This is a genomic window from Janthinobacterium sp. MP5059B (assembly GCF_001758645.1).
GTDB classification, from domain to species: domain Bacteria; phylum Pseudomonadota; class Gammaproteobacteria; order Burkholderiales; family Burkholderiaceae_D; genus Janthinobacterium; species Janthinobacterium lividum.
Window position 1 is genome coordinate 336006 of record NZ_LRHX01000006.1, and the last position, 20785, is coordinate 356790.

The following is a 20785-nucleotide window of genomic DNA, read 5'->3' on the forward strand; positions in this document are numbered from 1 at the left end:
ACAGGATATTCCATGTCTTCTTCCGCCATACCATCAGCCGCCTTGCCTTCCGTGCAATCGCCGCTCGTCTACATCAAACTGATCTTTGTCGCCCTGTTCTGGGGCGGCACCTTTATCGCGGGGCGCGTGCTGGCGCAGCAGATGCCGCCCATGACAGCCGCCAGCGGGCGCTTCGGCGTGGCCGTGCTGTTGCTGGTCATGTTGGCCTGGAAACTGGAAGGGGGCTTGCCGCGTCTGGACCGCAAGCAGCTGGCAACGACGGCCGCGCTGGGCCTGACGGGCATCTTTTTGTACAACCTGTGCTTCCTGGCGGCCCTGTCGCGCATGCCGGCGGGGCGCACGGCCCTGTTCGTGGCCCTGAACCCTATCGTCACGGCGCTGGCCTCGGCCATGCTGTTCCGCGAACGGCTCGGTTCCTTCAAGTGGCTGGGCATCATGCTGGCGTTTTGCGGCACGGCCATCGTCATCACGCGCGGCGATCTCGCCGGCGTGCTGCACGGCACGGGCGGCGGCATCGGCATGGGCGAGGTGTTCATGTTTTGCGGCATTTCCAGCTGGGCCGCCTACACCCTGATCGGCCGGGTCGCGCTGAAGGGCTTGAGCCCGATTGCCGCCACCACGTATGCGTCGATGTGGGGCCTGGCTTTCCTGCTGGTGGGGGCGGTGGTGGAATTCCCGACGGTGCCATGGCACAGCTTTGGCTGGCAAGTGTGGGCCGCCATCGGCTACCTGGGCGTGTTCGGCACGGTGATCGGCTTTGTCTGGTATTACGAGGGCGTGAAGGCGCTGGGTCCGTCGCGCACGGCCGTCTTCAACAACCTCGTGCCCGTGTTCGGCATCGTGCTGGCGGCGGTGCTGCTGGGCGAGCCGGTGCTGGCCTCGATGCTGGTGGGCGGCGCGGTGACGATTGCCGGCGTGGTGATGACCAACCGGCAAGCGAAATAAGTATTTTTCTGGTATGAAAGCACGCCTGAAAAACGTTCAGGGCAAGGCGCAGTGCCGCAGGCAGTACGACTAGTACGGCCAGGCACTGCAACGCCGCCATGGGCGTTTTCTCAGCCGTGCTTAACGTGCGCGGCGGCGTTTGGATGGCTTCGCCGGCGCTTTCTTGTGCCGGCTGACGGAGGCGCGCATCACTTTCGGTTCTTCGATGCCGTTCTCGGCCGCCAGCATGCGGCGGATGTTGACGGCGTCCATGGCGCGCACGGAATTGGCGCGCGCGTTGAGCAGGATCATGGTGGCGAACTTGCCGGCCGACTTGATGCGCATGATCAGGCAGCGGCCCGCTTCATTCGTGTAGCCCGTTTTTGACAGGCCGATATCCCAGCCCTTGGCACCCACCAGGCGGTTCGTATTGTGGTATTCCACGTCGCGGCCCTTGATCTGGATCACGTCCTTCGAATCCGTCGTGATGCGGCTGATTTCCGGGTAGCGCGAGGCGGCCACGGCCATCTTGACGAGGTCTGCTGCCGTCGACTGGTTGTTCGGCGACAAGCCCGTCGGCTCTTCGATCACGGTCTGGCGCATGCCCAGGGCCTTGATCTTGGCGTTGACGGCCACGGCAAATGCGGTGGGGCCGCCGGGGAAAGTGCGCGCCAGCGAGGCGGCGGCGCGGTTGTCGGACGACATCAGCGCCAGTTGCAGCACGTCGTGACGGCTCAGTGTGGCGCCCACGGGCACGCGCGAAGTGCTGTGTTTCAAGGTGTCGACATCCTCGCGGTCGATGCTGATCTCTTCCTGCATATTCGCCTTGGAGTCGAGCACGACCATGGCCGTCATGAGTTTGGTCAGCGAGGCGATGGGCACCACCACGTTGGAATTTTTTTCAAGCAAGACTTTGCCTGTGCCGTCTTCGACTACCAGTATCGACTGGGAACCGAAGGGCACGGCGATGGCCGCTGTCGAAAGCGTCATCAGCACCGCGGCGAACATTTTTTTGAGCATGGGATTGTATGTGGGAAAGCAGTTTTGGGGCGCCATCGTGGGCGCTGCGCGCAAATCCGGAAACGGGCCGCGCGGGGACGCGGCGTGTATCTCGGAGGCAATATTTGCCAAGCTTAAACAATACCATTAAAGATCAAGCGATGTCTACGGTACAGGCCCGCGACAAGCGGTGTTGCGGCCAATTTGGCGAATAAATGGGGTTAATCTTGCCGTAGTGAAAATTGTTGCGCAATTATTGATTTCGCCTTGGAAACTTCGTATTATTTCAGCAATATTGGCAGCGAGGGTCCGGCAGGCGCCATGTACCTCGTCGTTGATGCGTGTCCCTTCGTGCTTCGTCGCCCCGCGCTATGCCCTGCCACGGGGGCGCCGTAGACTGCGTTCATGCCTGAATCACAGACTAAGGGGAGCGCATCGTGTTAAAAAAATATACGGATTGGTACCGCAGCATCGACGAAGAATCGCTGCTGGTGTTGCAACATCCCGAGATGGCGGACCAGATCCAGGGAAGAGTGCGCCGCTACGTCGCCATGAAGCTGGTCAAGCTGACGCCGATCGAGCGCCAGCAATTGCACGATTTCCTGCTCAAGTACCGCGGCGCCGGTTTTTACATCGCCGCGTTCAAGCTGATGCCGCTGTTCAGCGCCATCGGCGTCACCCTGCACCTGCTGTTGCCGGCCCGGTTCGAATTGCTCAAGGCCCTGGTCTTCAGCAACGGCTTGGGTTTTGCGCTGGCGTGGGGCCTGGTGGGCGTCTGGTTCAATTACCGCAGTTCCGTGCGCTACAAGTTCAAGAAGCTTTTGTTGATCGTGTCGACCTGCGCGGCAGGGGTAGCGGCCGGCGTGCTGCTGGCCGGCTTGAGCGATACGGGTTCCATGGAAATGGCCTTCGAGCGCTTGCTGCGCGTGGGCGGCGTTGCCTTGCTGGTGGCCGGGTTGTTTTATATGGTGCCGCTGGCGGTCGTGAGCACCTGGCGCAACCGCCAGTACGAAGCGCTGGCCCTGCAGCTGCAGCAGGATGCCGAGCGCGACCGCCTGGCGCGCGAACTGAGCGAATCGCAGCTGCGGCTGCTGCGCGCGCAGATCGAGCCGCATTTTCTGTTCAATACCCTGGGCGCCGTGCAGCAGCTGGCCGAGCAGGGAGCGCAAGGCGCCGGCCGGGCCGCGGCATTGACTGCCGACCTGATTGCCTTTTTGCGCGCCAGCATGGCGGAGATGCGCAGCGAGCAAGTGCCGCTGCAAAGCGAGTTTGACATGGTGGCCGCGTATTTGCGTGTGATGCAGGCGCGCATGGGCTCCCGCCTGCGCTATGCGCTGGACTTGCCGGCCGAATTTGCACACGCGACGATTCCCAGCATGATCTTGCTGACCCTGGCGGAAAATGCCATCAAGCACGGTATTGAACCATCCTTGCGCGGCGGCGAGATCAGCCTGTCGGCGCTGCGGGTGGACGGCATGCTGCGCCTGCGCGTGCAGGACACGGGCATGGGCTTGCCGGCAAGCGCTGCGGGCAGCGCGCCGGAAGGCGGCCTGGGCCTGGAAAACGTGCGCAGCCGGCTGTCGCTGTCCGATCCGTCCGCCAGCCTGACCCTGCGCGACGGCGACGAGGGCGGCGTGATCGCTGAAATTTTGCTGCCCATCAAAATTGCATCCAGCCTGAAAGAATTTGCCGCATGAATGCCACCATCCTGATCGCCGAAGACGAACCCCTGATGCGCGAACGCCTGCAAACGATGCTGGCGCTGGCCTGGCCCGAGGCGCGCATCGTGCTGGTGGCGGAAAACGGCAACGATGCCTGGGACGGTTTCCTCGAGCATGAGCCGGACGTGGTCTTCCTCGACATCCGCATGCCTGGCCTGTCGGGCCTGGAAGTGGCCGAGCGCATCGGCACGCGGGCGCACGTGGTGTTTGTCACCGCGTATGACCAGTATGCCGTCGATGCCTTCGATGCGGGCGCCGTCGATTATCTGTTGAAGCCCGTGCAGGCCGGGCACCTGCAGCGCGCGCTGTCCCGGCTGCGCGACAAGCTGGGCGGGCAGCCGGCCGACATGGCCCACTTGCTGCAGTCGCTGCGCGCGGCGCTGCCGGCGCCGCCGCGCGAAAAACTGAAATGGATCAGGGCCAGCGTGGGCAAGCAGATCCGCCTGATCGACATTGACGACGTGCTGTTCTTCCAGGCCGACACCAAGTACACGCGCGTGGTGCTGGCCGGCTCGGAAGCGCTGGTGCGCACGCCGCTGAAGGATTTATTGGGCGGCCTCGATCCGGAACAGTTCTGGCAAATCCACCGCGGCACCATGGTCAATGTGAAAGCCATCGAGGCGGCCGAACGCATCGACGCCGAGCGCATGCAGGTGCTGCTGCGGGGCAGCACGGAAAAGCTGCCCGTCAGCCGCACGTTTACGTATTTGTTCCGGGATTGAAGGCGGCGGCGGTGCTGGTGCGCAGATAGTCGATGAACCACCTTCCGGCCGGCCCGGGCGGCGCGCCGGCCCGGTGAACGGCATGGATGGCCAGCATGAAGCCTGACGATGCCATGTCCTCGGTGTCGAGCAGCGCCAGCGCGCCTGCGTGGATGTCGCGCTCGACCAGGTGCAGCGGCATGCTGCCCCAGCCGACGCCGTCTTTCAGGAAGGCATGTTTGGTGGAAAGGTCGGCCAGCCGCCAGGTGGCGGAGGACCAGACGCCATAGTCCTGGCCAGCCATCAGTGCCGAGCGGTCCGTCAGCACCAGTTGCACGTGTTTCGCCAGTTCGCTCCTGGAAATGCGGCCGACCAGGCTGGCCAGCGGGTGGTCTCGAGCTGCCACTGTCACCAGCGGCAGCTCGCCCAGCATGGCAGTCGCCAGCGAAGGAAATGCCAGCGGTAGCGCCGCCAGGATACCGACGCTGCAGCGCCCGTCGAGCACGGGCTGATAGCCGGCGCCCAAACCTTCGACGAACAGGCGCAGCGGCGTCAGCGGAAAGCGCTGCGCGAAGGCCTTGGCCGCTCGCGTAACGGCATCGGTGGGGAAGAATACATCGACCACGACGGACAATTCCGCTTCCAGTCCCGAGGCCATCAGGCTGGCGCGCGCCTTGAGCGTATCGACGCCGGCGACGATGTTGCGCGCATCGGCCAGCAGCAGCGCGCCTTCGGCCGTCAGGACCGGAAAGCGCCCCGCGCGGTCGAACAGCCGCACGCCCAGCTGTCCTTCCAGGCTGCCTACCCAGCCGCTGACCGCCGACTGCACCCGGTGCAGCTTGCGGGCGGCCGCCGAAAAGCTGCCTTCATCGACTGCGGCAATGAAGGTGCGAAGTTGATCAAGTGAAACCCCATCCAGCATGACGGACTCCTGTATCTGAATATGAGATGGATCAGATCGCAATATACCGGCTTCTCAGATTGAGGTCCAGCACGCATCATGGCTTGCCTGAGCCGTATGCGGGCGCTTTGTTTCTCTTTTCATTCAACTAATTAATCAGGTGATCAGCATGAGTTATTCCATTATCGGTGCCGGTAACGTCGGCACAGCCCTGGCCCGCCAGTTCGTGCGCAGCGGTATTGCCGTGGGGCTGGCGAATAGCCGTGGCCCGGCCTCCCTGGCGGCATTGAGCGCCGAGCTGGGCGACCTCGTTACCGTCATGGACGTGGCGCAGGCGCTGGAGGCGCAGGTGATTATCCTTGCCATTCCTTTCCGCGCCCACCTGGCGCTGGCAGGTGCGGCAGCGGACTGGCACGGCAAGATCGTGATCGACGCGATGAATACGTATGGGGTCCCAGTCGAGGAGCTGCAGGGACAGGCCTCCAGCGATGTGGTGGCCGCTGCGTTTCCGGATGCGCTCGTGGTCAAGACCTTCAACCAGCTACCGGCACGCTTGCTGGCGGCGGGCCCGGCAGAAGGGGGAGGGCGCCGCGTGATGTTTGTCTCAAGTAACGATGCCGCCTCGGGCATCACGGTCGCCAGGCTGGTGGAACAGCTGGGGTTTGCTGCCGTGAACCTGGGGAAAATCGCAGAAGGCGGTGTTTTGCTGGGTATGGGTGGTCCGTTGATCTTGCAGAACCTCGTCAAACTGGGCTGAGTGGCCAGGACGCGCGGGGAGGCCGGCGGCCTGGCCGCCAGCGAGGCCGTTCAGGGCAGGCTACTGGATCTTGGCGATCGACACTTCCGTCGATTTCACCAGCGCGATGACTTCGCTGCCCACTTTCAAGTCCAGGTCCTTGATCGAGCGCGAGGTGATCACCGAGGTGACGATGCCGTGCGGCGTTTCCACGTCCACTTCCGAGACCACGGGCCCAAAGATGATTTCCTTGATCTTGCCGCGAAACTGGTTGCGTACATTCACTTCCGAGATAGCCATGATATTTCCTTTGAGCCCGTAATACGCCATGCGGCGCGACAAGGCCAGAGTACGGCGCGCGCACGCTTTTGACCACGAATCGATGCGCATATCGATATGCGCAAAGTGTGCGCCAGCGCTGCTGCAAGCATATTATTCGCCTATACTCAAGCATCTACCGGAGGTGTGCCATGCGTCCATTCCTGCTGTCGCTCTTGCTGTTGTCCACCTCGGCCGTGCTGGCGCAACCCATTGCCGCCCTGCAACCGATGGCTTTCCTGGCCGGGCATTGCTGGAAGGGCGAGTTCCCTGGCGGGAAGCAAACGGATGAGCACTGTTTCCAGTGGCTGTATGGCGGCCAGATGCTGCGCGACGTGCACACGGTGCGCAGCCCCGGCAAGCCCGACTACGTGGGCGAAACCACGTATTACCACGATCCCGCCGCAGGCAAGGTAGCCTTCCTGTATGTGGAAAACAGCGGCGGCCATAGCTGCGGCACGATGCTGCCGGCGGACGGCGGCCTCGACTTTCCCGCCACGCAATACGTGGGGGCGAATGGCAAGACGCTGACCTATCGCGTGCGCTGGACGCCGTCGGGCGATGCCTATGAGGCGGCCAGCGAGATGCTGGTGGACGGGCGCTGGGTGCCACAATTCAAGCTGCTGCTGAAGAAGCAGTGATGTGTGGCGGCATAAAAAAACCGGGACATGTCCCGGTTTTTTGTTGATGCGGCGAAGATTACTTCTGATAAATCTTGTCGAACTCGCCACCGTCGTCAAAGTGTTTCTTTTGCGCCTGTTTCCAGCCGCCAAAGACGTCGTCGATGGTAAACAGCGTGATCGGCTTGAAGCTGGCTGCGTATTTCTTGGCCACCGCTGCCGAACGGGGGCGCAGGTAGTGCTTGGCGACCAGTTCTTGGCCTGCTTCCGAGTACAGGTATTGCAGGTAGGCCGTGGCTTCCTTGCGGATGCCGCGGCGGTCGACGACCTTGTCGACGACGGCCACCGGCGACTCGGCCAGGATCGAGATGCTTGGATACACCACTTCGAAGTTGTCGCCGAATTCGGCGCGTACCAGTTGCACTTCATTTTCAAACGTCACCAGCACATCGCCGATTTCGCGTTGCGTGAAGGTGGTGGTGGCGCCGCGGCCGCCGCCATCGAGCACGGGCACATTCTTGAACAGTTTGGTGACGAGGTCGCGCGCCTGCGCTTCGCTGCCGCCTTTTTTCACGGCATAGCCCCAGGCCGCCAGGTAGGTGTAGCGGCCATTGCCCGAGGTTTTCGGATTCGGCACGATGACCTTGATGCCGGGCTTGGCCAGGTCGTCCCAATCCTTGATGTGTTTCGGGTTGCCTTTGCGCACCAGGTACACCATGGTCGAGTAAAACGGCGCCGCATTGTTCGGGAATTTCTTGGCCCAGTCGGCCACCACGAGGCCGCGGTCGACGAGGATGTCGATGTCATTGGCCTGGTTCATGGTCACGACGGACGCTTCCAGGCCATCGGCGACGGAGCGCGCCTGCTTGCTGGAGCCGCCGTGCGATTGCTTGATGGTGATGGTTTCGCCCGTTTTGGCTTTCCAATCAGCAATAAATGCGGGATTCACGTCCTTGAACAATTCGCGCATCACGTCGTAGGACGCGTTCAGCAAGACCACCGGTTCGGCGGCGCTGGCGGCCATCGGCAGGCTCATGGCGGCGGCGGAAGCGGCCAGGGCGCTGGCCAGGAACCAGCGGCGCGAGCGTTGTGTGAGCGTTGCTGCGGCAGTCGTTACGGCGTTGGAATGGGTCATGTTGAACTCTTGTTGTGAGAATAGATAGACATAGTCTAAAATTCCGGCCGGAAAAGAAACGAATTTTTCGTAATATGCTTAGACTTGATTCCCGTTTGCGCTAAAAAACATATATCGATTTCTGGAAACATTCGTGGGCAAGATGCGCATCAGCACTTAGTCTGCAGGCATAGCGCCATAGGCAAAACCGGCCCGTGGCGTGCGGCAAAAAACCCGAAAGCGCCGCTTGGTGTATAGTCGAATCGCACGATACAGGGGGAAAACCGTCTGCATCGGCAACTGGAATATTTTGTGAGCGTACATGAGTCTTGAAATTCGTATTGCAACATCGACCGACGCTTTCGAGGCGTGCAACGTATTACGACGCTCCATCGTCGAATGCTGCAGCCTCGATCACCGGGATGATCCGGCCATCCTGGAAGCCTGGCTGGGCAATAAAACACCGCAGATGGTGGCGTGCTGGTTTGCGTCGCCGACTAATTTTTCGCTGGTCGCAGTCGAGGCGGGCGCCGTTGTCGGCGTCGGCTTGCTGACGCGCGCCGGCAAGCTGGCCCTGTGCTACCTGCTGCCCGAGGCGCAAGGCCGCGGCGCCGGCAAGGCGCTGGTGGAGCAGCTGGAAGCGCAGGCGCGCGAGTGGGGCATCAAGGCCCTGCAGCTGCACAGCACGGCCAGCAGCCAGGCCTTTTTCGTCAAGCAGGGTTATGTCGAGGCGGGCAATGTGCGTTCGCCATATGGCGTGGAAACGATTTTTTGCTGGAAACAGATTGATCCCACGGGCATCGCAAGCGGCGACCCCAAGCGCAAGCGCTTTTGCAACTGCAATTCGGCCTGACGCCCCGCCAGTCCCTCAGCCCGCCCATCCGGCGGCGGGCCATTTCTTCCCGTTCAATAATTCCCTCAGTAACTGATCTGGATATACACGCCTTGTGGCGCGGCATCATCCGCCGGCAGCAAGGTGCCGCCCGTAAACAGTTTCAGTTCGCCGGGCGCGAATGCCAGCCAATCCTCGTTTTGCGTCAGCGGATGCGTGGCGATGACGGCGATCCTGTCGTCCAGGTGGTTGTGCTGGCGAAAGTCGATGCTGCGCTCGCAGTCGATCAGTTGCGCCACGGAAAACGGGTATTCGCGTATCACATAGTGCAAGTGCGTGGAACAGTGGGCAAACAGCAGTTCGCCGTTCGACAGGATGAAATTGAAGGTGCCGTGCGCCGCAATGTCCTTGGCGACCTCGGCGATGGCGGCGCGCAAGTCGGCGCGCGTGGGTTCACCGAGGGGAAACTGCGTGCGCAATGTGGCCAGCAGGTGGCAGAAGGCTTGTTCGCTGTCCGTGTCGCCGCTGGCGCGGTAGTGCGCATTGGCGGGCGCACGCCACGTTTTCAAGTCCCCATTGTGGGCGAAGGACCAGGTCTTGCCCCACAGGTCGCGGGCGAACGGGTGGGTATTTTCCTGGGCGATGCGGCCTTGCGTGGCCTTGCGGATGTGCGCGACGATGTTTTTCGCCTTCACGGGATGTTGCTGCACCTGGGCCGCCAGCGGCGAATCGATGGCCGCCAGGTGATCCGTCAGCAGGGTGCAGCCGCTGCTGGAATGATAGGCGATGCCCCAGCCGTCGCGGTGCTCGTCCGTGCGTCCGCCCCGTTCGGCAAAGCCGGCAAAGGAAAATCCCAGCGCCGCAGGCTTGCTGCTGTTCATTGCGAGTAACTGGCACATGGCGGCCCTTCCTGATGATATCGGTACATGCCCACAGTAAATGCTGGACCAGGGGGCGGGAAGGAATGTTTCTGACTATCGTTATGCGCTGTCCGTTGTTGCGTCCATATTTGCTGGGTGCATATCAAATGGCGAAACCATTCGTTCTCCTTTGGTTTGCGCTGCCTTACTCTGCACACTTTGGCGCCGTCTTCCCCATGAGGGCAGCTGGCGCAGCCTTACGAAGGAGCACGTATGCCATTTCCCGTCCTGAAAAATTACCTGGCCCGCCTGTCGCATCAAACCCAGGCCGGCACCAGCGTCTGGCTCGACGGGGAGGGCCGGGCGCTGGGGCGCTTTTTCAATTGCACCATGACCAGCGCCTTCCAGCCGCTGCGCGAACTGGAAAGCGGCAAGCTGGTGGCGTTCGAAGGACTGGCGCGCAGCGTATCGAAGGCGGACGAGGGCTTGTCGCTGTGGCGCTTGCTCGATCACGCGGCCAGCGACGATGAATCCGTGGAACTGGACCGGCTGTGCCGCATGCTGCATGCCATTAATTTTTTCCGGCAGGCGGAAGCGGAGCAGGCCGACCTGTACCTGAATGTGCATGACCGCCTGCTGAGCGCCGTCAGCAGCAATCACGGCCACGCTTTCCAGCGCATCCTCGACGCGCTGGGCTTGCCCATCGAGCGCATTGTGCTGCAATTGCCGACGGTCACGCCGAACCAGGGCTGGCTGCTCAATTACGTGGCCGACAATTATCGCCGCAACGGTTTCCGCCTGGCCATCAACGTGGCCAGCGTGCATGAGGCAACGGGCATGCTGGAGCGCCTGCACCCGCATGCGTTCAAGCTCGATGCGGGCAACCTCAGCGACGAGCAAGCCGTCGCCAGCTTCGTCACTGTGTGCCATGCGGCGAAAATCCGCGTCATTTTCAAGCGCCTCGACACGCCGGCCGCGCTGGCCGCGCTGCAGCGCATCGCCGCCATCACGGGCTTGCCCATCGTGGCCCAGGGTTATCTGCTCGACAAGCCATTGACGGCGCTGGCGCAGGCGAAAGGCGCCGGCGTCTCCGTCGCGGCTGCCGCCTGACGCAAAATGCCTTGAAATGAGGGTGACACGATAGGCATTGAGGGTTTTTCTTCGCGGCACAATACGCTATAGTATTCCCATCGTTAAATTGGACTGACTATGGCATCGCGCAGAAATTTTCTACACCACGGTATGGGCCTGGCCGCGCTGGGCCTGGTTGCCACTCCTCTCATCGGCTGCGCCTCGCGCACGGCCGCTCCCGCCTCGGCTTCGGCCAGCGCCAAGCCGCGCGCACCGCGCACGGCCGTGCCGCCGCAGCCGACGCAACTGGCCAGCATCGACCGCTCGATCACGTCGCAATCGCGCCAGGCCATCACCGAGATGGAACCGCCACCCGACATTTTCGATGCGCAGGCGCTGGACCTGGAATTCTGGCTCAAGCCCCGCACCCTGGAAGTGGTGCGCCCGGCCAGCAATGAAAAGGCCAAGCTGCTGTACTGGAAAGATGGCGAAGTCATCGATTCGGCCTACCAGGAACTGTGTCACTTGCTGCGCGACGTGAACGGCAAGAAGACGGCTCCCATCGATCCGAAACTGCTGGAAACCCTGTGGGGCACGCAAGCGTTCGTGGCCCGCTACGGCATCGAGCAGCCGCTGGAGATTTTGTCGGGCTACCGCACGGCGGAGTCGAACAGCAGGCTGCGCGAAGCGGGCGTGCCGGCCGCGCGCCAGTCGCTGCACATCTCGGGCCGCGCCGCCGACATCCGCGTGGCGAATCTGAACGCGGAAGTGCTCGGTTCGCTGGTGCGCAGCTTCAAGCAGGGCGGCGTGGGCTTCTATTACCGCAATGGCCCGCGTGGTGGCTGGATCCATGCGGACACCGGATTGCAGCGCGTCTGGAAAGGCTAAGAGTTTTTAGTCGTAATGGTAGGGGGGTTCCGGCACGCTGTCCGCGTGAGCCAGTTCCAGTTCGCGCATGCTGGCCGGACGCTCCCAGAAAATGCGCCAGCCCTGGCGCTGGCTGGCTTGCACTTCCGGGTGCGCCCGCAGGTAGCCGTCGATGAAGCGGGTAAAGTCGGAAATGTAGCCGCTGCGGCGGTAAGTTATTCGATGGCGCATGTGTACTCCCGAGTGTTGCTGTCGTTCCCCGTTTTGACCGCCCGCGCGCCCGAAAGTGCCGCACTTTCCACTTTTTCATGAAACTGTCCAGCCATAACATCGAACTGTTCCTGGCCGTCGTCGATGGCGGCTCGTTCTCGGCTGCCGCGCGCGCCTTGCGGCGGGCGCCGTCGGCCGTCAGCATGGCGATGGCCAATATCGAGGCGGAACTGGGCATCACCCTGTTCGACCGCGGCGCGCGCGAAGCCGTGCCCACCCCGGCCGCGCTGGCCCTGATACCGCACGCGCGCCTGATCGCCGAGCAGTTGAAACAGTTGCACTTGCACGTGCAGGAATTGTCGCAGGGACTGGAAAGCCGCATTTCGCTGGGCATCGCGGCCGAGCTCGACCATACGCCTTTCCTGGCCGCCGTGCGCGCGCTGTCGCAGCGCCATCCCTTGCTCGATATCGAGGTGCTGACGGCGCCGCAGGACGATGTGCTCGACATGCTGCACCGGGGCCGCATCAGCGCCTGCATGGCTTTCGCAGGCGGGCGCATCAATCACGAAGAACAGTTCCAGCTGGTCGGCAGCGATGCCTTGCTGGCGATTATTTCCACCCAGCATCCGCCCAGCGCGGCGGGCCAGCCCTTGTATATTGAGGAATTGGTGAATTTGCGCCAGATCATCGTCGCCAGCCGCGAACTCGACCTGGCCGATGCGCGCCCCGTGGTGGGGCTGTCTTATTGGCGCACGGACAGCTTGCCGATGGCGCTGGCCATGGTGGAAGCGGGCTTGGGATGGGGCAACTTTGCCGCCTCGGCCATCCAGCATTCTCTGGCGGCGGGGCGGGTGCGTTGCGTGGCGTTCAAGAATACGGGCAATGGCCTGGTCGTGCCCATCCACCTGGTGTGGATGAAGGACCGGCCGCTGGGCATGGCGGCGCGGTCCTTTCTTCAGTTACTCAGCGAAGCAGCCTGAACGTCAGTGGCTTCTTCCTTCGGCTGCTGCGCCGACAGGGGCACGCCAAACAGGCCGTCGAAGAAATAGTTAAAAATGAAGCTGTAGCACGGGATGATCAGCATCAGCGCGAAATCGAGCACGAAGGCTTGCCACAGGCTGATGTTCAGCCACCAGGCGATCAGCGGGATCAGGTAGATGACCAGCGTGATCTGGAAGCCGATCGCATGCAGGATGCGGCGCCAGACGGTGCGCGTGCGCGACACCTGCCGGATTTCCCAGTATTCGAACGCGGTGTTGTAGAGCAGGTTCCAGATCACGGCGATGGTGGTGATCATGATGGCCAGCGGCCCCGTGCTGGTGGGCGATTCGCCCGAAAGCAGGGTCAGCCAGAGCGTGGAAATGGCCATGCCGATGATTTCAAAAGCGGTGACGTAGACGATTTTGCGTTTAATGCCTTGCATGTAAAGCCTGTAAAGAAGAGATGGCGCGTATTTTAAGTCAGGCATGCTGATCTTTAAAGTCGATAGCTGTCAGTTTTTCTGATTGATTCGGCGTGGGAATACCATGCTTGCCCTGAACGGTGGATAATGGCGGCTGGCAGGCAACCGGTCCCGCCGCATCACCGCAGAAAAGGTCAACGAGCATGCAAGGCGCAGCAGACAGCAACATCCCCGAGGTTCCCGACACCCCCGCCAGTGCGGACGAACGTCCCCGTTTTCGCCCCCGTCCGTGGGAGCACCTGGAAACGCCATACGACGTGGAAGTGTGGATCGAAGAACATAACCGCAGCATGCAGGACAATATTCGCGCCACGGAAACGGGCGTGGGCATCTGCTTTACCTTGGCCGAAGGCGGCGATATCTATATGCAGACCAGCGCCGACGGCGCCGTCGTGCTCGACGTGACGCCGGACGCGGCCTGGGTGTCTCCCCTGATCAGCGCGGCCACGGGCTGCGAGACGCCGGACTCGTCGCTATGGATCTTGCCTGATGACAAATTGATCCAGCTGATCGTGGGGCTATCGAGCCTGGTAGCGAGCACCTTGCTGGTGGTGGGCCATGATTTCGGCTTGCGCCGCAACCGCATGGGGCGCTGAACGGCCTTGTTGCAGAAGTGGCATCCATGGCAGGCTTGGCTCGACACTGCGCGTGGCGCATGCTAGTCTTGCAACTGCACCCACCTGGTTGCCAGGGCGGCGGTGCAAAGGATAGCCATGGACATACCACCGCTCGCGGTACCTGATCCGGATTCCTCCCAGCACAGCCATGACGGCGTGTTGGGGCATGCCGCGCCCCTGCTTGACGATGGCGTCTTCAGTCCGGAACGGGTGAAGGCCGAACGCGAGCAAGCCTATTTCAACGATTTATACCTGCTGGCGCCTGTCGCCTATTTCGTGCTCGGCCTCGATGGCGCGATCGTGCAGGTCAACCTGGTGGCGGCCGAATTGTTCGGCCTGGTGCGCGAGCGCCTTGGCCACGTGCTGTTCCGCTCGTATGTGCACGAGGCGTTCCGCCACGATTTCGAGCAGTTCGTGCAGCGCGTGCTCAATAGCAGCGAGCCCGAGCGCATCCAGCTGCAGGTACGGCTGCGCCCTGGCGCGCGCGAGGCGGGCTTGCCCGTCAGCCTGCTGGGCAGCGCAGATCCGAACGGCCAGGCGCTGCGCCTGGTGCTGGAGCAGGCCGAGGGCAAGCTGGCTGCGCTCGAACGCAGCGAAGAGCGCTTCCGGCGCATCGTGCACGGCGCCGAGGAGGGCATCTGGGAAATCGATGCGCAGGCGCTGACCAGCTTTGTCAATCCGAAGATGGCGCACATGCTCGGTTGCCAGATCGAGGACATGCTGGGCCAGCCGCTGGCCGCCTTCATGGATGACGAGGGGCGCGCCATCCTGGAGCGCAACATTGCGCGGCGCCAGGATGGCATCGCCGAGCGCCACGAATTCAAGTTCCTGCGGCGTGATGGCAGCACCTTGTGGGCCACCCTGGCCACCAACCCCATCTTCGATTCCAGCGGTACCTACCTGGGCGCGCTGGCGCTCGTCAGCGACATCACCGCCCAGCGCGCCGCGTCCGAGCGCATCTGGCGGCAAGCCAATTTCGATCCCTTGACGGGCTTGCCGAACCGCCACATGTTCCTCGACCGCTTGCAGCACGAGGCGCGCCACGCCAGCCGCGAAGGCGGTTGCCTGGCCCTGCTGTTCATCGACCTCGACCATTTCAAGCAGGTGAATGACCGTCTCGGCCACGAGAAGGGCGACATGCTGCTGCGCCAGGCGGCGCTGCGCATCAGCGAGCGCGTGCGCGCCACCGACACGGTAGCGCGCCTGGGCGGCGACGAGTTCACCGTCATCCTGGCCGGCGTGGGGCACCTGGGCGGCATCGAACGCGTGCTGCAGGAATTGACGACGGCGCTGGCCCTGCCTTTCGTGCTCGACGGCGACACGGCGCAAGTGTCGGCCAGCGTGGGCGTGGCGCTGTATCCGGCCGACGCCGAGGCAACGGAAACCTTGCTGCGGCACGCCGACCAGGCCATGTATGCCGCCAAGAGCGCGGGGCGCAACGGCTACAGCTATTTCACGCCGGCCTTGCAGCAGGCGGCCGACCTGCGCCGCACCACGGTGCGCGAGATGCGCCTGGCGCTGGCGCAGGAGCAGTTCGAAGTGCATTACCAGCCCATCATCCGCCTGTGCGATGGCACGATCGAGCGGGCCGAGGCGCTGCTGCGCTGGCGCCATCCGCTGCGCGGCTTGCTCGTGCCCGCCGATTTCATCGCCTTTGCCGAGGCAAACGGCTTGATCATCGATATCGGCGAATGGGTGTTTCAGCAGGTCGTGCGCCAGGCGCGCCAGTGGCAGGGCGAGCATGGCGCCCCGTTCCCGATCTGTATCAACAAGTCGCCCGTGGAATTCCGCTGCGACGCCGCGCTGTACCAGGACTGGGGCAATGCCCTGGCGCGGGCGGGCCTGGCGCCGGGCGCCATCGTCATCGAAACAACGGAAGCCGTGCTGCTCGACAAGGCGCGCCAGGTGGGCGACCGCCTGCGCCAGTTCCGCGCCATGGGCCTGGCGCTGGCGCTCGACGATTTCGGCAGCGGCCAGGTATCGCTCGGATGCATCAAGAAGGCCGATATCGACTTTCTCAAGATCGACCGTTCGCTGGTCGGCGAACTGGGACGCGACGATGCCGGGCTGGGCCTGTGCGAGGCGATCATTGCACTGGCGCAGCGACTGGGAGTGAAAGTCGTGGCCGAAGGCGTGGAGACGGCGTCGCAGCGCGATTTGCTGCGCGCCGCCGGCTGCGACTATGCGCAAGGATATTTCTTTTCCCGCGCGCTGCTGGCCGGGCAGCTGGATGGCCTGCTGGCGGCTCAGCCGGCGGCTTGAAGCGTCGCTTGCGCCTGCCCATCGTCCTGCATCAGCTGTTCCACGGCGGCCAGGGTCTCGGCGGCGCTGACCGTGGCCAGGGTCAGGCCGGGCGCCAGGATCACGCGGTAATGGTGGCTGGCCGGATAGAACCAGCGGTAGTTGTCGGTGCGGATGTAGTAGCCGACGATCTTCCTGTCATATGCCGAGGCAATGTGGATCACCGAGGTGTCGGGCGAGAGCACCAGTTCGCAGCGGCGGATCAGGGCCGCCAGCTCCAGGATGTGGCCGGTGGGCGGCGCGGCCATCACGTTGGCATGGCCGGCGCCGCGCACGATCTCGGCGGCGCGCGCTTCGCTGCCCGGCGCGGCGATCACCAGCAGCGCATGGCGCGGGTAGCGTGCCGCCAGGGCCGCGCAGCAGCGCTGGGCGTCGGCCACGCTGACCGTGCGTTGCGCATTGCTGCCCTGGAAATTCAGGCAAAACAGGCCTTCATGCGTGCGCAGCAGGGTGTCGCAGGCGGCGTCGACCCGAGCCGCGTGCGCATCCACGCCGAACAGCTCATAGCGCATATCGATGTCGCGCAGCTCAAATTGCCCGAACGTGGCGAAATAGCTGTCCAGGATGTGGCGGCTGCGGTCGCAGGGCACCGTATGGTCGAACATGCCCAGATTCGCCGTCGAAGTGCCGTACTTGGGAATGGCAAAGCCCGTCAAATAGCGCGCACCCAGCCATTTGATGCGCAGCAGCAAGGGAATCGAAAAGCGGTTGTAGGGGTTGAAGATGACGTCATAGCGGCGTCGGCGCAGCTCGGCGATGGTGGAGCGCAAGTCGCGCAGCAGCGGCTGCTTGTCCCAGATGAGGATTTCGCCGACATGCGGATTATCGGCGAGCACCGCCCGGTTGGCGCTGCTGGCGGCCACGTCGATCTGCCAGTGCGGATAGTTTTTCTTCAGTTCGCGCAGCAGGGCCGTGGTGACGATCATGTCGCCGATCTTGTCGTTGCGCAAAATTAATACCTTGCGCACCTTGGCGATATCGAGGGGCTGCTTGCCGGATTTGCCCAGCAGGGCGTAGCTGATCAGCCGGGCGGCGGTCTTTATCAAGGGAACTCCGGAGGTGGATGACGGGATGCGCTGGCGTATGGGACAAAGCGCCAGCGACAGCAGCATCTTACGGATTTCCACCGTCCTGAGCTAGGGGGTGCGCCCCATTATTGCCGCGTGCGCCAAGTCAGCGCACGCGGAAGGAGGTTATTCCAGGCCCAGCAGCGCGACGACGCGCTCGCGGCTGATGCCGACCAGCGCCGAGCTGATCGCCAGCAGTGATTCATAGCCGGGCTGGCTGGCTTTTTCCGTGAAGTTTTCCGCCAAGGTATCCATGCTGACGTTGACTTGCTGCACCGGTTGCGCGCGGGCGACCCGTCCCGTCGCTTGTGCCAGTGCCAGGCTGACGGAGCTGCGCGCCGCCTGCAACTGCGCCAGCGCCTGCACCACTTGCTGCAAGGTGGCGCGCAGGGCTTCCACGTCGCCGGTACTCCATTCTTCCGGGGCGATGGCGGCCGGTTCCGCATCCGTGCGCACGCGGCTCATCTGGCCGGTCGGGTAGCGGATGCCGCTGCCGCGCACGGACAGGCTGTCGCGCACGCTGGCCCAGGCCGCTTCCGACGTGCTGAACACCAGTTCGCCATTTTCGCCCAGCTTGACGCCTATGCCTGACGGCATCAGTGCGCGGTCGAAGCGGGAGACGATTTCGTTCTCGCTCAGGCCAGGTTCGATATTCACCGAGCGCAAGGCCTGGCTCGCGCCGCCGACGGAAAAGGCCAGCACTTCCTGCGGGCCTTCCTGCAGGCTGGCCATGGTCAGGCCGCGGATGCTGAAGTTCTGCTGTGCCGCTTGCGGGCTGGTATAGCCGAGCTGTGCATCGAGCGTGCCGCCCGAGGCGCTGGCGCGCTGGCGCCAGGTATTGCTGAACTGGCGTACTCTGGCTTCGACTTGCCCTTCGCGTCCCTGGCGCGCGGCCAGCTTGGCCGCCAGTTCGCTTTTCAGCGCTTGCAACTGGCTGCTGCTGCGTTCCAGGTAGTCGAGGGTTTGTTGTGCGTTAGAAATTTCCCCCTGCAGCTGGTGATCCCAGTTGCTCAGGCCACGCTGCAGGCTCGCCGTCGAACTCCTCGCTGCCGGCGCCTCGCTGCGCGCGCTGGCACTGCTTTTGACCGCGGCGGACGCGTCATCGACGACGCGGGCTGTGCCGGCGCCTTTGGCATTGACGCCGGAAGAGGAGGAAGTCTGAACGATTTGCATGATGGTCAGAGAAGATCAAACAGGGAAATAGTGCCAACCTTGGTGTAGGCTTTATAGGTTGCCTGCAGGGCCGTCTGGTAGCCGGTCAGTTCAATCGCCGCCGCGCCCATATCGGTCTTTTTCAGGTCCAGCAGGGCCGAATTGTTCGACAGCGACACATTGGCCAGGTTGCCGGACAGCGTGGTGAGGATGTTTTGCGCGCCGCCGAAGATGGCGATCTTGCCAGAGAGTAAATCCATGCCATCATCGGTGCCGCCCAGGCCGTCGTTGACGATGGCGCGCACCGCCGGGTCGTTGGGGTTGACGCCCGGCGTGCCGAGCGTGGTGATGACCTGGTCGATCTTGTTGAGCCACACTTCCAGGTTCTTCACGTCGACGTTGGCCGCCTGCGTCACGCCATTGCCCACTACCACGGTTTGCGTGTCGGTGTTGCCGATGTAGCTGTAGCGCGAGCCGGCGGCTGCCGTCGGGTCGTACTTGATTGCGGGCTGGTCGGTCGCTGTGCCGGAAAACATGTAGCGGCCTTCCTGGTCTTTCAGGTTGGCCGTGTACAGCACGCTGTCGCGCATGGCCGTCAGCGATTGCGTCATCGCATTCAGGTCGCCCGGCGTATTGCTGCCGTCGGCGGCCCATACCAGCAAGTCGCGCGCCTGGCCCATGTCGGTGACCATGCTCGACAGGTAGTTTTCATTCTTCAGCAGGCGCACTTTCACCGTGGCGATATTGTCCTGGTACTGCGTGACCATGGCTTGCTCGCGCGTCAGGCGCGAAATGCGCACGTTGCCGATCGGATCGTCCGATGGCAGCTGGATGCGCAAGCCGGAAGACATTTGCTGCGTCAGGAAGTTGATGCGTTCCTGATTTTGCTGAAGCGAAATATTGATCAGCGATTGGTACTGGCTACTGGCGACACGCATGATCTTCTCCTTAACCCATCATTTGCAAAGTGGCGTCAAACAAGCTATTCGCCACGGAAATGACTTTCATGTTTGCTTGATACATATTCTGGAATTCGACCAGGCTCATCGCTTCTTCATCCTTGTTCACGCCGCTGGTGGATTTCCAGTCGTCGATCGCTTGCGCGCGCACCGTGTTGGCCGTCTTCAGCAAGGCCTGGTTCTGCTGGCTGTAGATGCCCAGCTTGCCGACCAGTTGGGTATCCGCGTCGCTCATCAGGACAGAACCGACCCAGCTGACGGTGATCGGCTGATTCTTGATCTCGATCAATTTCTGCAAGTTGCCGCTGTCGCCGGCCTGGCCCGTCAGCGACAGGGCCAGGTCCTTGGCGTTGAAGCCGGGGGTAATGCTCAGCTTGCCATTTGCGTAGGCCAGCAGGGGACCACCTGGGGTCCCGGCCATGGTCTTGCCCAGTGCCAGCTGCGCGTTGACCTTGTTGGTCAACTGGGTGGCCATGTCTTGCAGCGACTGCTGCAGCGGTTTCAGGGTATTTTGCTCGAACTCGCCCAGGCCACCCATCTGCCCGCCGATGGCGATCGGGTCGAGCTTGTACGAGGATTTGGCGAAATCAAGGCTCAGCGTCTGTTCGCCGGTGTTCGTCATGTTGCTGCTCATGGTGCCGGCCAGGCTGCCGATCACCAGCGGCTGGCCCGATTTCAGCGCGATATTGCGCGAACCGTCCGGCTGGTCGAGGACCTCGATGCCCATTTGCGAGGCCAGGCCGTCGATCAACTGGTCGCGCGCATCCATCAGCGACGACACATTCGTGCCGGCGGCGGTGGAGGTGCTGATGCGCTGGTTCAGCGCGGCGATATTGGCGAGGGTGGTATTGACTTGCGGCACGATCGCTGCGCGTTGCTGCTGCACCGACAGCAACTGATTGCCCATGACGGTGCTGATGCTGTTGAAGCGCTGCGCCATGGCGTCGGCGGAGGTGACGATCTGCTGGCGCAGCGGCGTCGAGGTCGGGTCGACGGCCGAGGCGTTGAGGGCGGCGAAAAAGCCGTCGATGCCGTTGCTGATGCTGGAAGCATCGTCGCCCATCACGCGCTCGAGCTGCGTCAGGTAAGGCTGGGTCTGCGAACGGGCGCCCTGGTCGGACGCGGCGCGCCACATTTGCTGGCTCTTATAAGCATCGGCAAAGCGCAGCAGCGCGGACACTTCCACCCCATTGCCCGCCGAGCGCACGCCCACGCCGGCACCAAGCGAGGACAACAGCACGCCCTGGCGCGTATAGCCCGCCGTTTGCAGGTTGGCGATGTTCTGGCTGGCCGCATTGAGTGCGGCCTGGGCGGCGATGCTGCCTGACAATGCATTGCTGATGATGCTCATTG

At 63.0% G+C, this 20785-nt stretch carries 22 protein-coding genes; 11 read left to right on the forward strand and 11 right to left on the reverse strand.

The window, feature by feature from the left end; all coding sequences use genetic code 11:
• The first annotated feature begins 12 nt into the window (after window positions 1-12).
• Window positions 13-945 carry a DMT family transporter gene (locus JAB1_RS06225; protein ID WP_070279198.1) on the forward strand — a complete coding sequence of 311 codons (933 nt, stop codon included), beginning with the start codon at window positions 13-15 and terminating at the stop codon, window positions 943-945.
• 120 nt (window positions 946-1065) lie between these two features.
• On the opposite strand, the gene JAB1_RS06230 is transcribed toward JAB1_RS06225, so the two are convergent.
• On the reverse strand, window positions 1066-1944 hold the full coding sequence (locus JAB1_RS06230; protein WP_034778183.1) for a serine hydrolase: 879 nt from the start codon (window positions 1942-1944) through the stop codon (window positions 1066-1068).
• A gap of 416 nt (window positions 1945-2360) precedes the next feature.
• On the opposite strand from JAB1_RS06230, the gene JAB1_RS06235 reads away from it, so the two are divergent.
• Window positions 2361-3620 (forward strand): histidine kinase, encoded by a 1260-nt coding sequence (locus JAB1_RS06235; protein WP_070279199.1) that lies wholly within the window; start codon window positions 2361-2363, stop codon window positions 3618-3620.
• On the forward strand, window positions 3617-4366 hold the full coding sequence (locus JAB1_RS06240; RefSeq protein ID WP_070279200.1) for a LytTR family DNA-binding domain-containing protein: 750 nt from the start codon (window positions 3617-3619) through the stop codon (window positions 4364-4366). The genes JAB1_RS06235 and JAB1_RS06240 overlap by 4 nt, the downstream gene beginning before the upstream one ends.
• Here JAB1_RS06240 and JAB1_RS06245 read toward each other — a convergent pair.
• The gene (locus JAB1_RS06245) at window positions 4344-5267 is read right to left on the reverse strand and encodes a LysR family transcriptional regulator (RefSeq protein ID WP_034777865.1); all 924 of its coding nucleotides are present in this window, start codon (window positions 5265-5267) and stop codon (window positions 4344-4346) included. The genes JAB1_RS06240 and JAB1_RS06245 overlap by 23 nt on opposite strands.
• A gap of 148 nt (window positions 5268-5415) precedes the next feature.
• Between JAB1_RS06245 and JAB1_RS06250 the strand changes: the two genes are divergently transcribed.
• A complete protein-coding gene (locus JAB1_RS06250; protein WP_034777863.1) occupies window positions 5416-6003 on the forward strand; it encodes an NAD(P)-binding domain-containing protein in 588 nt (195 codons plus the stop codon).
• 60 nt (window positions 6004-6063) lie between these two features.
• Here JAB1_RS06250 and JAB1_RS06255 read toward each other — a convergent pair whose 3' ends face one another.
• Complete coding sequence (locus JAB1_RS06255) at window positions 6064-6282, reverse strand: TOBE domain-containing protein (RefSeq protein WP_034757699.1); 219 nt, start codon at window positions 6280-6282, stop codon at window positions 6064-6066.
• Between the two features lie 170 nt (window positions 6283-6452).
• Here JAB1_RS06255 and JAB1_RS06260 point away from each other — a divergent pair, with 170 nt between their 5' ends.
• The gene (locus tag JAB1_RS06260; RefSeq protein WP_034777860.1) at window positions 6453-6941 is read left to right on the forward strand and encodes a hypothetical protein; all 489 of its coding nucleotides are present in this window, start codon (window positions 6453-6455) and stop codon (window positions 6939-6941) included.
• Window positions 6942-6999: 58 nt separating this feature from the next.
• On the opposite strand, the gene JAB1_RS06265 is transcribed toward JAB1_RS06260, so the two are convergent.
• Window positions 7000-8055: a sulfate ABC transporter substrate-binding protein gene (locus tag JAB1_RS06265; RefSeq protein ID WP_070279201.1), complete on the reverse strand. Its 1056-nt coding sequence runs from the start codon at window positions 8053-8055 to the stop codon at window positions 7000-7002.
• Window positions 8056-8356: 301 nt separating this feature from the next.
• On the opposite strand from JAB1_RS06265, the gene JAB1_RS06270 reads away from it, so the two are divergent.
• The gene (locus tag JAB1_RS06270; protein ID WP_070253641.1) at window positions 8357-8887 is read left to right on the forward strand and encodes a GNAT family N-acetyltransferase; all 531 of its coding nucleotides are present in this window, start codon (window positions 8357-8359) and stop codon (window positions 8885-8887) included.
• 65 nt (window positions 8888-8952) lie between these two features.
• On the opposite strand, the gene JAB1_RS06275 is transcribed toward JAB1_RS06270, so the two are convergent.
• Window positions 8953-9765: a class II glutamine amidotransferase gene (locus JAB1_RS06275; protein WP_071653305.1), complete on the reverse strand. Its 813-nt coding sequence runs from the start codon at window positions 9763-9765 to the stop codon at window positions 8953-8955.
• Between the two features lie 234 nt (window positions 9766-9999).
• On the opposite strand from JAB1_RS06275, the gene JAB1_RS06280 reads away from it, so the two are divergent.
• Together JAB1_RS06280 and JAB1_RS06285 are read left to right on the forward strand one after the other, a co-directional pair.
• Window positions 10000-10836 (forward strand): EAL domain-containing protein, encoded by an 837-nt coding sequence (locus JAB1_RS06280; RefSeq protein WP_070279203.1) that lies wholly within the window; start codon window positions 10000-10002, stop codon window positions 10834-10836.
• A 132-nt stretch (window positions 10837-10968) separates the two neighbouring features.
• Window positions 10969-11685 (forward strand): DUF882 domain-containing protein, encoded by a 717-nt coding sequence (locus tag JAB1_RS06285; RefSeq protein ID WP_034787230.1) that lies wholly within the window; start codon window positions 10969-10971, stop codon window positions 11683-11685.
• A 6-nt stretch (window positions 11686-11691) separates the two neighbouring features.
• Here JAB1_RS06285 and JAB1_RS06290 read toward each other — a convergent pair whose 3' ends face one another.
• Window positions 11692-11895 carry a DUF3460 family protein gene (locus JAB1_RS06290; RefSeq protein ID WP_070279204.1) on the reverse strand — a complete coding sequence of 68 codons (204 nt, stop codon included), beginning with the start codon at window positions 11893-11895 and terminating at the stop codon, window positions 11692-11694.
• Window positions 11896-11972: 77 nt separating this feature from the next.
• On the opposite strand from JAB1_RS06290, the gene JAB1_RS06295 reads away from it, so the two are divergent.
• A complete protein-coding gene (locus JAB1_RS06295) occupies window positions 11973-12854 on the forward strand; it encodes a LysR family transcriptional regulator (RefSeq protein ID WP_034787224.1) in 882 nt (293 codons plus the stop codon).
• Here the strand turns inward: JAB1_RS06295 and JAB1_RS06300 are convergent.
• Window positions 12830-13297 carry a PACE efflux transporter gene (locus JAB1_RS06300; protein WP_070253636.1) on the reverse strand — a complete coding sequence of 156 codons (468 nt, stop codon included), beginning with the start codon at window positions 13295-13297 and terminating at the stop codon, window positions 12830-12832. The genes JAB1_RS06295 and JAB1_RS06300 overlap by 25 nt on opposite strands.
• 182 nt (window positions 13298-13479) lie before the next feature.
• Between JAB1_RS06300 and JAB1_RS06305 the strand changes: the two genes are divergently transcribed.
• Together JAB1_RS06305 and JAB1_RS06310 are read left to right on the forward strand one after the other, a co-directional pair.
• Window positions 13480-13932 (forward strand): hypothetical protein, encoded by a 453-nt coding sequence (locus JAB1_RS06305; protein ID WP_070279205.1) that lies wholly within the window; start codon window positions 13480-13482, stop codon window positions 13930-13932.
• A gap of 117 nt (window positions 13933-14049) precedes the next feature.
• Complete coding sequence (locus JAB1_RS06310; protein WP_175445026.1) at window positions 14050-16215, forward strand: EAL domain-containing protein; 2166 nt, start codon at window positions 14050-14052, stop codon at window positions 16213-16215.
• Here JAB1_RS06310 and JAB1_RS06315 read toward each other — a convergent pair.
• The 4 genes from JAB1_RS06315 to flgK form a co-directional block, all read right to left on the reverse strand.
• A complete protein-coding gene (locus JAB1_RS06315; RefSeq protein WP_070279206.1) occupies window positions 16200-17300 on the reverse strand; it encodes a glycosyltransferase family 9 protein in 1101 nt (366 codons plus the stop codon). The genes JAB1_RS06310 and JAB1_RS06315 overlap by 16 nt on opposite strands.
• A 147-nt stretch (window positions 17301-17447) precedes the next feature.
• Window positions 17448-18494: a hypothetical protein gene (locus JAB1_RS06320; RefSeq protein ID WP_034787803.1), complete on the reverse strand. Its 1047-nt coding sequence runs from the start codon at window positions 18492-18494 to the stop codon at window positions 17448-17450.
• Window positions 18495-18499: 5 nt separating this feature from the next.
• Window positions 18500-19411: a flagellar hook-associated protein FlgL gene (gene flgL / locus JAB1_RS06325; RefSeq protein WP_034787818.1), complete on the reverse strand. Its 912-nt coding sequence runs from the start codon at window positions 19409-19411 to the stop codon at window positions 18500-18502.
• Between the two features lie 10 nt (window positions 19412-19421).
• Window positions 19422-20783, reverse strand: a complete 1362-nt coding sequence (gene flgK, locus JAB1_RS06330) for a flagellar hook-associated protein FlgK (RefSeq protein ID WP_070279207.1) — start codon at window positions 20781-20783, stop codon at window positions 19422-19424.
• Window positions 20784-20785 lie beyond the last annotated feature (2 nt).